This is a genomic window from Gluconobacter oxydans (assembly GCF_006539685.1).
In the GTDB taxonomy this organism is placed as follows: domain Bacteria; phylum Pseudomonadota; class Alphaproteobacteria; order Acetobacterales; family Acetobacteraceae; genus Gluconobacter; species Gluconobacter oxydans.
Map to the genome: position 1 here is coordinate 1 of NZ_BJNM01000044.1, position 11022 is coordinate 11022.

The 11022-nt window shown below is 53.4% G+C and carries 11 protein-coding genes and 1 pseudogene; 2 read left to right on the top strand and 10 right to left on the bottom strand.

From position 1 onward, the window contains the following. Positions 1–87 precede the first annotated feature (87 nt). The 8 genes from GOX01_RS11485 to GOX01_RS11520 all read right to left on the bottom strand — a co-directional run bounded on the left by GOX01_RS11485 (position 88) and on the right by GOX01_RS11520 (position 9700). Positions 88–3189 (bottom strand): type I restriction endonuclease subunit R, encoded by a 3102-nt coding sequence (locus GOX01_RS11485; RefSeq protein WP_062269090.1) that lies wholly within the window; start codon positions 3187–3189, stop codon positions 88–90. Then, the gene (locus tag GOX01_RS11490; RefSeq protein WP_131973917.1) at positions 3182–4297 is read right to left on the bottom strand and encodes an ATP-binding protein; all 1116 of its coding nucleotides are present in this window, start codon (positions 4295–4297) and stop codon (positions 3182–3184) included. The genes GOX01_RS11485 and GOX01_RS11490 overlap by 8 nt, the downstream gene beginning before the upstream one ends. Continuing rightward, entirely contained in the window at positions 4298–4921 is a 624-nt protein-coding gene (locus GOX01_RS11495) for a restriction endonuclease subunit S (RefSeq protein WP_196757229.1), read from the bottom strand. Further along, entirely contained in the window at positions 4918–6465 is a 1548-nt protein-coding gene (locus GOX01_RS11500; protein ID WP_062269066.1) for a type I restriction-modification system subunit M, read from the bottom strand. Before GOX01_RS11500 ends, GOX01_RS11495 begins: the two co-directional genes overlap by 4 nt. Beyond that, positions 6462–6641 carry a helix-turn-helix domain-containing protein gene (locus tag GOX01_RS11505; protein ID WP_062269068.1) on the bottom strand — a complete coding sequence of 60 codons (180 nt, stop codon included), beginning with the start codon at positions 6639–6641 and terminating at the stop codon, positions 6462–6464. Before GOX01_RS11505 ends, GOX01_RS11500 begins: the two co-directional genes overlap by 4 nt. A 39-nt stretch (positions 6642–6680) precedes the next feature. Next, on the bottom strand, positions 6681–7775 hold the full coding sequence (locus tag GOX01_RS11510; protein WP_062269070.1) for a Fic family protein: 1095 nt from the start codon (positions 7773–7775) through the stop codon (positions 6681–6683). 108 nt (positions 7776–7883) lie between these two features. Beyond that, entirely contained in the window at positions 7884–9014 is a 1131-nt protein-coding gene (locus GOX01_RS11515) for a hypothetical protein (RefSeq protein ID WP_062269072.1), read from the bottom strand. 485 nt (positions 9015–9499) lie between these two features. Continuing rightward, positions 9500–9700, bottom strand: coding sequence for a hypothetical protein (locus GOX01_RS11520; RefSeq protein WP_062269074.1), 201 nt, complete (start codon positions 9698–9700; stop codon positions 9500–9502). A 103-nt stretch (positions 9701–9803) separates the two neighbouring features. Here GOX01_RS11520 and GOX01_RS11525 point away from each other — a divergent pair, with 103 nt between their 5' ends. After that, positions 9804–10016, top strand: coding sequence for a helix-turn-helix domain-containing protein (locus GOX01_RS11525; RefSeq protein ID WP_415505009.1), 213 nt, complete (start codon positions 9804–9806; stop codon positions 10014–10016). An 87-nt stretch (positions 10017–10103) separates the two neighbouring features. Continuing rightward, positions 10104–10463 (top strand): hypothetical protein, encoded by a 360-nt coding sequence (locus GOX01_RS11530; protein WP_062269076.1) that lies wholly within the window; start codon positions 10104–10106, stop codon positions 10461–10463. 50 nt (positions 10464–10513) lie between these two features. Here the strand turns inward: GOX01_RS11530 and GOX01_RS11535 are convergent, their stop codons facing one another. Beyond that, a complete protein-coding gene (locus GOX01_RS11535) occupies positions 10514–10900 on the bottom strand; it encodes a type II toxin-antitoxin system VapC family toxin (RefSeq protein WP_062269077.1) in 387 nt (128 codons plus the stop codon). Further along, positions 10897–11022: pseudogene (locus tag GOX01_RS13330) on the bottom strand (type II toxin-antitoxin system prevent-host-death family antitoxin); the annotation flags it as partial. The gene GOX01_RS11535 and the pseudogene GOX01_RS13330, both read right to left, overlap by 4 nt.

An 11022-nucleotide genomic window follows, 5' to 3' on the forward strand; every position in this document is an offset into this window, starting at 1 on the left:
GGCCTTGATACACCGTGGCTCCGGGTTGTCCCAATCTGACTATAATTAACTAAGGACAAACTATGACATGTCCAGTCGTGAACATGCCTAAATTTTTCCGCCAACACCCTTGAATTTGTCAACAAACGCAGAGATGCGCTGGAACACATCTCTTTTTTTGGTCAGGTATTTTGGATTAAGCGGGCTCATTTTGGGAAGGATCGAGTTCAACTCTGTGCCGTTTTCGCTCGCATATTCGCGCTTGATCGACGTTGCAATGTAGCGCTTGGCGGCCTCCACGTTCAATTTTTCATCGGTTATCAGTTCTTCCGCTTCCCGGCGTTGTTCGGCTTGTGCGAAAGCAAAAAACGCCTCAATCACCCCCGCCTTGTCCCCCAGTTCATCTAGGTTTGTCTGATTGATGAAATCGACGATGAGGCTTTCTTTCGCGCGGTTACCAATACTGGCGCGAATGACACGACGAACTTCATCAACAAGTTCTGACTTGCTCTTCGTTTTTTTGTTGTACTCGAAAATTAGCTCAAGAATATAATCCAGATTTATTTCCTGAGATTTCAAGAGGTCGACCTCAAAGACGACATCATCCCAGTCGATCGTTGACTCAACCTGCTCGGCGCTAGCCTTTTCCCGGCGAAGCCAATCCCGAATATCATTGTAGGTCGAACGGTAATCCTGGACCTTTCGGTCAGAAGGCATCTCGATGCTCTTGAGCTCGTCAACGTCACCATCATTCAGATGATGCCGCTCCTTGAACGCGCCCATCGCTTCGGGGTCACTCTCGTCGATCTCCTGAAACTCTCTCAGGGTAGAGAACTCATCATAATTCTGAAGGATATTCTCAACACGGAGATACTCGCCGAACAACTTTGCAAAGGCCTTTTTATCCGCTTCCTTTTCGATGGCGGTGGGATCCGGGAAACGCTCTTTCAACTCACGGACGACATCGATAAAGCCTCGCCGCGCCTCGCCTGTCGTCTGGTCCGTAAAACCTTCCATGTATTCTGAATAGCTCTTTTCCAGAACAACATTCTTGGTATTGGCGTTGCCAAAGAGTGTGATTGCCTTGACGGTCGCCTCTTCCAGGTCGCGGAAGGTAACAATATTGCCGAAGGACTTGGTCGCATCATAAATGCGGTTGGTACGGGAGTAGGCTTGTATAAGGCCATGAAAACGCAGATTTTTGTCGACGAACAGCGTATTCAGGGTTGGCGCGTCGAAGCCGGTCAGGAACATGCCAACCACAATGAGCAGGTCAACTTCCTTGGTCTTCACCCGTTTCGCCAGATCCCGGTAATAATTCTGGAAGCCCTTGCTATCGACGCTGAAATTCGTTCGGAAACAGGCGTTGTAGTCCGCAATGGCAGCGTTCAGGAATTCCTTGGCGCTGCTGTTCAGCGCCGAAACCTCAAAACTCTCGTCAGGAATGTCGCCAATCGCATCCTGTTCTTCGTTGGCAGCGAATGAAAAGATGGTTGCGATCTTCAACGGCTTGTCGCTACCGTCCTGAAGCGCATTCAGCTTTTCATAATAGAGCTTGGCTGCATCAACGCTGCTCACCGCGAACATGGCGTTGAAGCCCTTATTGTCTCCATAGAGACGATGCGTCTTGCGGCGGAAGTTATCGAGAATGTACTGGGAGATCTCGGCGATTCGTTTGGGATGCTGAAGAGCTTGCCGGTTTTCAGCGGCGGTCAGCTTACTTTCATCCTGTTCGGTTTCGATCGCTTTGAACTGCGGGCGCACATCATTGTAGTCGACCTTGAACTTCAGAACCTTCTCGTCGCGGATCGCGTCGGTGATCACATAGGAATGAAGCTCGCTCCCGAATACGCTGGCCGTCGTCTCCGCACCCGAAGCATTTTCCGGAAAGATCGGCGTGCCAGTGAAGCCGAACTGGCAGAACTGTTTGAACTTCCGCTTGAGGTTCTTCTGTGCCTCACCAAACTGGCTGCGATGGCACTCGTCGAAAATGAAGACGACGCGCTGGGTATAGACCGGTAGGTCGCCCTCGCTCTTCATCAGATTGTTGAGCTTCTGGATGGTCGTGACGATAATCTTGTTATCGTCCTTGGAGAGGTTCCGCTTCAATCCGGCAGTACTGTCCGATCCATTGACGCTATCCGGCGAGAAGCGCTGATATTCCTTCATCGTCTGGTAATCGAGGTCCTTGCGGTCGACCACGAAAAAGACCTTGTCGATGAAGTCGAGCTGCGTGGCAAGGCGGGCCGCCTTGAAGCTGGTCAGCGTTTTGCCTGAGCCCGTAGTGTGCCAGATATATCCGCCACTTTCCGGCTTACTAAGCGTCTTGCCTTCGAACGAGCTTTTGATCTTTCGTAAGATTCGTTCAGTCGCCGCGATCTGATAGGGGCGCATCACCAGCAGCGTGTCGCTAACATCGAAAACGGAATAGTTCAGCAACACGTTCAACAACGTGCGCTTCTCGAAGAAGGTCGCCGTAAAATCCTTCAGGTCCCGGATCAGGCTGTTATCGGCCTGCGCCCAGTTCATCGTGAAGTCAAAACTGTTCTTATCGCGCTTGGTCGTGTTGGCGAAGTAGCGCGTATCCGTGCCGTTCGAGATTACGAAGATCTGGAGGTACTTAAAAAGCGAATTGTCCGAGTTGAAGCTCTCTTTGCTGTAGCGGTGGATCTGGTTGAACGCTTCCCGAATGGCGACGCCGCGCTTTTTCAGCTCGACTTGCACCAACGGCAGCCCGTTCACCAGAATGGTCACATCGTAGCGGTTCGCATGAGTGCCCGCTTGCTCGAACTGCTTGATGACCTGAACCTTGTTGCGGCAGACATTGGCCTTATCAACCAGATAGATGTTCTGGATACGGCCATCATCGAAGACGAAGTCAAAGATGTAGTCGTCGTGGATCTTGCGGGTCTTATCAGTGGCAGTGTCGCTGGGTCGATCCAGGTAGGTCTCAACGAAGCGCACCCATTCCTTATCTGTAAATTGAACATCGTTGAGGGCTTGCAGCTGAACGCGAACATTCGCCAGCATGGCGCTGGTTGATCTCAGGTCAGGCAGATACTCATAGCCTTGATCGTGCAGGTCCTGAACAAGCTCGCGCTCTAGGTCGGTCTCAGACTGATAGCTGTCAGCCGCCTCCCAGGCGCGCACATATTTATCGAGAACGATAAAGCGATTGGTCTCGGCGATCGGCGTCGTCTGCTCAAGCATTCGGGGTCTCCTTCTGCCAATAGCTGTAATTGTTGCGCAGATGATCCAGCAGGAGCTTCACCGTCTGCTTTTCCTCTGGCGATGGCTCGGCGATGGCCTCGCTGGAGAGCGTGTTATGGCTTGTAAACTGAATGATACGGTTCAAGTAAAGCTGCTGGTCGCTCGGCAGCAGCTCTGACCATCGGGGATAGCCCAGAAAGCTCGATGTCTTTTCATAAAGATTGCGGAGCAGGGTGAAGTGGTAGCGCTCAATCTTATCCGCTGCGATTGCCTGCTCCAACGTCTGCTTGAGGTAAAGATGGTAGGAGAAGCTATGGTTGGAATCGCCCTTCTTAGCCTCCAGCTCAAAGCCTCCATCTTCCAGCCGTTTCAGCATGTAGCAGGTCTTGTTTTTCAGCTCATTGAACAGCACGTTAAAGAAAAGTGGACTGTGCGTCGTGATGATAAATTTCAGGCCGTTCGTAGTATCGCTTCTCTTGATCAGGTCCGCGACATCGACGGCAAGCTGAATGAGATGGTTCTCATCGAGCGAGCTGACCGGGTCATCGATGAAGATATATTCGAGATCATTGAACTGAGCTGTCTCGCGATCATCAACCTCAGTAATGTTGCGCGTGCTGATCACCTGATCCAACAGACAATAAAAGATGCTCCAGATGAAATTGCTCTCCTCGCCCTTGGAGATCTTCAGATTGCCGCTACTCATATCGGTGCCGCGCTCAAGGGAGAAAGTGACCTCCGAAAAGTCTGCGCTGAATCGTGGTGTTAGATTTGGCTGCGTATAGCGCTGGAATGTTGCGATGACGTTGCCGTCAAGGCCTAAATCTTCAAAGGCGGATTTTGTATAAGCGTTCGGCTGAATTTTGAGCTTGCGCTCAATGTCTCCCTCAAGATCGTTGTCCCAGTAGAACAGATCTTCGGTGAAGGCGTTGTAGTAGAGCATCTTGGGGCGATGCTCGTCATCCCGCTCCTCGGTCTTCGGGTCGATCAGCTTCCTGAACTCACGTGAAAGGCGCGTCTTGCCGGAGGCGTTGAACGCATAGATGAGTTGCACCTTTTTGGAGGCGTCTCGCAGCTTCTCCGCGATCTCGGGCAGCGTCTGTCCCATTTACGCCGCCCCTGCGTCAGGCTTGGGAAAGCTCAGCAGCTGATCGCGATAATAAGCATATTGTTTTTCGCGCTGGGTAAGTTCGGCGGTAAGTTCGGCGGTAAGTTCGGCGGTAAGTTCGGTGAAGGCGTCGAGTATCCGGACAATCTTCCCCTGTATCGACAGCGACTTCTTCGGATCATCAGGGCATGGAATAGGGACCGTGATTTGAAGCAAATTTCCCTTTGTCAGCTTTGCCCGCCCTTTGCTCGATAGGAATGGAAGAAAGTTTGCCGTCGTCAAATAGTGAAATAGAAACCGCGTATCGACTCCGTCGGCTCCCCTCACCACGTGAACATGGTTGTTAGCCCAGAATTTACCCCGAACATATTGGATCGAGTAGTTTTCGAGACTTGCTGAACCATCTTCAGCGATAAGGACGTATTCGCCGTCATGCGTATGGCCGTGGACGTAGTCCTGAATATTGTTAGCGCCGTAGTAAGGAATTTTTCCCGCTGAGCGCAAAGAAGCTTTGACCGGCCTGCGTGCGGCATTAGCAATCTCGAAAAAGCTTTCATCTCCCAAAGGCACCCACACTACCTCGGCCCCATCCAGCAGCTTCTCCAGAAAACCCACTGCGCTCATGCCTCGATCTCCGCAATAATGGTGTCAATATCTGCACGCAGCCGATTTATCCGTTCAACTGTCGTGCTAATTTTGTCATTGAGGACATTGATGTCGATCACTTCGCGCGTGTCGCGCGGCTCGATATAGGAGCTGACTGAGAGGTTATAGCCGCGCTCCACGATGGTCTCATATGGCACCGAGGCGGCAACATGATCAGCGTCTTCCTTGCGACCGAAAATCTCCATCACTCGCGCGATGTGTTTTTCCGTCATCAGATTGGTGTTTGTGGCCTTCTTGAAAAACTCTTCGCCGCTGGCGTCGATGAATTGGATGGCCGTGTCGGTCTTGTTCTTTGCGAGGACCAGGATCGTCACCGCGATGGTCGTGCCGTAAAAAAGGTTGGAGGCGAGCGCGATCACCGTCTCGACATAGTTGTTATCGACCAGATATTGCCGGATCTTCTTTTCCGCCCCGTCGCGATAGAAGATTCCCGGGAAACATACGATTGCCGCGCGGCCCTTGGCCGAGAGATAGCTGAGCGCATGGAGCACAAAGGCGAAATCGGCCTTTGACTTGGGTGCCAGCACGCCCGCCGGAGCAAAGCGGTCATCATTGATCAGAGTCGGATCATCCGAGCCAATCCACTTCACCGAATAAGGTGGATTGGAAACGATGGCGTCAAAGGGCTTGTCGTCCTGGAAATGCGGCTGGGTAAGCGTATCGCCGCGCTGGATATTGAACTTGTCGTAATTGATGTTGTGCAGGAACATGTTCATGCGGGCGAGGTTATAGGTCGTGTGGTTGATCTCCTGCCCGAAGAAACCCTCTTCAATGATGTGTTCATCGAACTGCTTCTTGGCTTGCAGCAGCAGCGAGCCGGAGCCGCAGGCCGGGTCGTAAATCTTGTTGACCTTTTCCTGCCCGTGCATGGCAAGCTGCGCGATGAGCTTCGAGACATGCTGCGGCGTGAAGAACTCTCCGCCAGACTTGCCCGCATTGGCGGCATAATTCGAGATCAGGAATTCATAGGCATCGCCGAACAGATCAATCTGACTGTTGTGGAAGTCCCCGAAATTCAATTCTGCAACGCGCTTAAGCACCTTAGCTAATCGGCTATTCTTTTCCGCGACGGTATTACCAAGGCGCGTGCTGGTCGTATCGAAATCGGCGAACAGGCCCTTGATATCTTCCTCAGACGGATAGCCATTGGCTGAGGCTTCAATAGCTTTAAAGACCTGCGCCAGATCAGTGTTCAGGCTGTCATTCGTGTTGGCATCGTCCGCCACATTGGCGAACAGCTGGCTAGGGTAGATGAAATAGCCCTTGGTCTTGATAGCGTCGTCCTTAATGTCATCAGTGATGACGTCATCGGATAAAGCCGCATAATCGATGCTCTCGTCATCCGCCTCGATATATGAGGCGAAATTCTCGCTGATGAACCGATAGAAGAGCGTGCCAAGGACATACTGTTTGAAGTCCCAGCCATCGACCGAGCCACGCACATCGTTCGCGATGTCCCAGATTTTCCGTTGTAGCGCTGCGCGTTGTTCTTGGCCGGTCATCTCTTTTCGTCCTTCTTCGGATTGGCTTCATGCTCGATCCAATCCTCAATATCCACGCGCCGAAACCGCCACGTGCCGCCAACCCTGAATCCGGGCAGCTTGCTGTCGGTCGCAAGGCGGTAAGCGGTTTTCCTGTTGATCCTGGAGACAGCGTCTTCAACCTCAACGGGATTCATGCATAAAATTCCATACGTTCGAAAACCAGATCATACACCTCATGCACCACCGGACACTTCCAGGAAGAGGCGGACCAGAGGTGCGTTGATATAATAATTGCTCCGGCCTGAGCGGTGCTTGGACAGCAGACCTTTCTCTGACAGCTGATCGAGATATTTCCCTGCCGTCTGACGCGCGATGTTCAGATCCGCCTGGACATACTCGATTTTCGTGTAGGGATGCCGGAACAGGTTGTTCAACAGCTCCTGACTGTAAATCTTGGGCAGTTCCGTGCGCATCCGCTGCTTCATGGTGGCCATCTGCGCCCGCATGCCTTCAATCAGATCAAGGGTAATCCTGGATGTCTCAGCCACGGCACGCAGCATGTGGAGGATCCACGCCTCCCATGCGCCTTCATCCCGCACCTTCTGCAACAGATGATAATATTCATCCTTGTGGCGGGTGATGTAGCGCGACAGGTAGAGGATCGGGATATCCAGAAGACCAGTCCGGGTCAGATACAATACATTCAGGATCCGCCCGACACGGCCATTTCCATCGGGGAAGGGGTGGATGCTCTCAAACTGATGGTGGATCAGAGCCATCTTGATGAGCGGATCCAGATCACAGAGCCCGTCATCATTCACGAACCGCTCCAGATCCGACATATGCCGGATAATCTCCCGCCCATCCTGCGGCGGCACAAAAACCACTTCCCCCGTGCGCTCGTTCTTCAGGGCCGTTCCTGGTGTGTTTCGAAACCCATCCGCCCTCTTCTTGAGCCTCTGGAAAATCGCGATCAGCCCCTTGTTCAGGATCAGGCCGTCGGTTTCCTTCAGCTGCTGAAACCCAAGATGAAGGGCATCGCGGTACAGGGCGACTTCCTTGGCCGCCACTGAGTCCGGCCCCTCAGGAAACAGATCGGCCTGGAAAAGTTCATCCTGGGTGGTGACGATATTCTCGATTTCCGAGGACGCCTTGGCTTCCTGCAAAGCCAGCGTATCAATCAGGATTCCCTGATTGGGAATGGTTGCCGCCCGACCCTTCAGTTCCGCCAGAGCCTTATTGGCCTCAACCAGCGCCCTGAGAACCGGAACCGTTTCTATCTCCGCCTGAGGCGGCAAAGGCCGAATAAGGTAGGTTGGCGTTAACATAACATCCTGACGTGGTAGCAATATGCGTTTTTTCTAACACGTTTGGATGATCCGTCAAAGAAATCCGCTTTCTTTAACGTGCCAGAGCGCAGAGCGTTTTCCCTGCACTCAATAGAGCTCATCCCGGTTTGGCTTTTTACGATGAACCACGTTCGTCCCGCTTCCAGGAAAGCGCCCTGTTCGCCTTTCCTCCCAGCTCAGGCGGTGTTCTTTGACCGGCTCGCTCTCTTTCTCTTTTGCCTGATCAACGACCCGAACAGCCTGAATGGCTTCTGCCGTGCCTTTCAAAACGGGCACAGCCTTCGCTTGGAGCGCCCGCCTGACCCGCTCCCGAAAGGCTGGTAGCGGAATATCGAACGCCGCCCCATACCGGTCCAAGAGCCAGAGCCGTATGGATTCATATGACCAGCGTTCCGTCATGAATGTTCGGATCTGCTCTGCTTCCCGGATCAGTAACACCCGAGAGGCATCCCGACCCCGAGGGATGGGTAATTCTGTCTGACTGTTCTCGTTGACAGCAGGCATTGCTCCTTCCTCAGGCAACTCTCGTTCAGAACCAACAGGTTCTGTCCCGAAAGGCGTTTGCCCTACAAGCAACCGCTGCACAACCTGCGCCGCTGGAACAGTCTCATCAGACCGGAAACGCACGTAACCCGGGCGGGCAGGTGGCTCCCAGGACTTTGCCTTCCGCCTGATCCGCCCCCAGTCGTCTTTTGCAAAGCGGTGTAGTTCAAAGACCTGCTGCCGCACCCCCTTGAACCCCGGAAGCCGCACCAGCCGCGCCATGACAGCCTTGATGGCATCGTCATCCCGTGTGGTCCGGATTGCGGCCTGGATCTCATCCTGCCATTCCTGCACACGCTCTCTGGTCATCCGCCAGGACCAGGACACTTTCCCGTTTTGGGTCGGAAGCTGCACCAGCTCGAACTCCGCCCCCCAGAACAGCCGACCTTTTCTGTCTGAAGCCTTCCGGCGTCCATGCTCCTGCTGAAAGGCAGTACTCTCGCCCTCGGTAAACAGAAGCCACCACAGAAAACGCGTCGTTCCTTGTTCAGGATAGGCAAAGAAACGCACACCGGCCGCGCCCTGCCTGCGCTGACGGCACCGCTGCCATCGGGACAGTCCTATGTCATAGCGCTCTGCAAATTTATCTTCGAGCGCCAGAAATTTCTCTGCCGCGATAACCCCGGAGACATGCCAGACATACCCACGGGCCACGGCACTCTGAAGGGCCTGCATGACGGATGTCTTGTGCACCGAGATCTGCATCTCTCACCTTCACTCAATCCCCGAAACCGCAGTTTTCAGCGGCGTCTCGAAAACTCACGGAAACGGTCGAATATGTTCGATAAGGCATGATAGCTCACGGTTTCGCAACATCATATAAATTAGAAATTCCCGATAGAAAATGAGCTTCGCAACTTTATAATAGGAAGTTCCAATCCTCAACGCGAATGAGGAAAAATGTGCCGCCCACACATCTGACTTGACCCTGGGCCAGAGAAATTTTCATACTGGAAAACGGATGGAGAGACCGCCTCGGAAAAGACAGTCTCCCCACCCTTAGCCTACAGACGACTACTCAGCGGGTGACTTCAGAGCGGCCCCAACCGCTTGCCCCAAGGCTCAGGACATCCCCTAGTGTCCTGAGCCTCTACGCTCTCTCCTCAGCAGACACAGCAAACCGCCTGTCAGAACAGGCAGGAGAGGGAAAAAGCTCTCTGTCAGGGACGTTCGTGCCAGGGAAGCGTGCGTTTTTCTCCGAGATCGTGAGGATCAATTTCAATCCCGGCTTTCAGCAGGGCACGCATCAGCACCTCTTTCTGGGTTGTATCCCGAAGAGCGGCTGTCCGGCTCAACGCCCTGATGGTTGTTTCCGTGACTTTCACATTGAGATTGACGGTTTTCTGGCGCGGCTGCGGCATGGATGTCTTCCTGGCAAGAGAGAAAAAATGCGAGGGAATGAATAATTACATACTATAGTTGATAAACTTATAGTGTGTAAGTCGTCACGGTCCCTGCATGGACATGAAACGACTTGTCGGGAAGAATTTTGCCCGCCTGAGGCAGGAGAAAGGGCTGACCCAGGAGCAGGTGGAAGAACGCTCGGGATTCAGCCAGCAGTATCTGAGCGGTCTGGAGCGTGGTCACCGCAACCCGACAGTCGTGACGCTGTATGAACTGGCGCAGGCGCTTGAAACGACGCCTGTAGAGTTCCTGAAGCCGTTCAGCCTCGACTGAACATTCCTGCCGGAAAGCAAACGTGAGAAACTGCGCGCGTTGATGGAGACCCGCAGGCTGCTCTGGATCTGAACAGGAGACATCATCATGAAACAACTGTCGCCGATTTTCATGGCCTTGACGCTCCTTCTTTTACCGGCTTCAGGCTTTGCCCGGACCACAGGAGACTGGCTGCCTCAGTCTGGGGTTAAATCGCCCTATAGTCCTCTGGCCGTTCCAACAACGCTGAAGCCAGTCCCGGACTCTCTGGCGAGCCTGTTGAACAAAGACTACCGGATTACGACTACAGCGGATTATGGCGGCTCAGGAGCCCTTTTCACCCTGACCCGGCAGAAGCAGACCATGCTCTGCGTTCTGACGGCCCCGACGCCGGGAACAGATCAGAATGTCCCGACATCACGCTGCTGGTCGCTGAATGAACCCACGTTAGAGGACGTGAAAAAGTAACGGATGACGAGGTAAGCTGAGAAACATCTGCAAGAGATGTCAGACATCCTTCAGACTGCTTCGATCGGGCCTGGATAAGCCTTTACCAGCGGATCATGGGTCAGCAGAAGCAATCCTTCCACCGTGGCCTGTGCCACAAGGATCCGGTCAAAGGGATCCCGATGCACATCTGCCAGGTGTCCCACTGCCAGGGCATGCTGGCTGGTGATCGGTAACTCCTCATAACCGTTTTCGATCAGACCGCGTCGCAGCAGATGAGGATCGACCTGGAAGTCTGCACGGCCCAGCCCGGTCTTGATGGTGATTTCCCAGAGACTGGCCGCACTGAAGACCAGATCATTACCCGGATCCTCCATCAGGGTTCTCGCCCGCGCTGACAGCCTGTCAGGCTCTCCTGCTGCCCAGAGCAGCAGATGGGTATCCAGAAGAAGCCTCATGCCGGACCGTCGAACAGAGACACAATATCGTTCTGTCCCATGCGATCAAAATCTTCGGGCACCCGGATTTTTCCAGCCAGAAACCCCAGACGGCGTTGCTGTTGTTCTTCAGGAGCCGTAAT

Coding starts and splice junctions, on each gene's coding strand:
- GOX01_RS11495 (WP_196757229.1), bottom strand. CDS start 4,921: ATGAGCGCAGTGGGTTTTCTGGAGAAGCTGCTGGATGGGGCCGAGGTA.
- GOX01_RS11530 (WP_062269076.1), top strand. CDS start 10,104: ATGAAACAACTGTCGCCGATTTTCATGGCCTTGACGCTCCTTCTTTTA.
- GOX01_RS11515 (WP_062269072.1), bottom strand. CDS start 9,014: ATGCAGGCCCTTCAGAGTGCCGTGGCCCGTGGGTATGTCTGGCATGTC.
- GOX01_RS11505 (WP_062269068.1), bottom strand. CDS start 6,641: ATGAATCCCGTTGAGGTTGAAGACGCTGTCTCCAGGATCAACAGGAAA.
- GOX01_RS11500 (WP_062269066.1), bottom strand. CDS start 6,465: ATGACCGGCCAAGAACAACGCGCAGCGCTACAACGGAAAATCTGGGAC.
- GOX01_RS11520 (WP_062269074.1), bottom strand. CDS start 9,700: ATGCCGCAGCCGCGCCAGAAAACCGTCAATCTCAATGTGAAAGTCACG.
- GOX01_RS11490 (WP_131973917.1), bottom strand. CDS start 4,297: ATGGGACAGACGCTGCCCGAGATCGCGGAGAAGCTGCGAGACGCCTCC.
- GOX01_RS11535 (WP_062269077.1), bottom strand. CDS start 10,900: ATGAGGCTTCTTCTGGATACCCATCTGCTGCTCTGGGCAGCAGGAGAG.
- GOX01_RS11510 (WP_062269070.1), bottom strand. CDS start 7,775: ATGTTAACGCCAACCTACCTTATTCGGCCTTTGCCGCCTCAGGCGGAG.
- GOX01_RS11525 (WP_415505009.1), top strand. CDS start 9,804: ATGAAACGACTTGTCGGGAAGAATTTTGCCCGCCTGAGGCAGGAGAAA.
- GOX01_RS11485 (WP_062269090.1), bottom strand. CDS start 3,189: ATGCTTGAGCAGACGACGCCGATCGCCGAGACCAATCGCTTTATCGTT.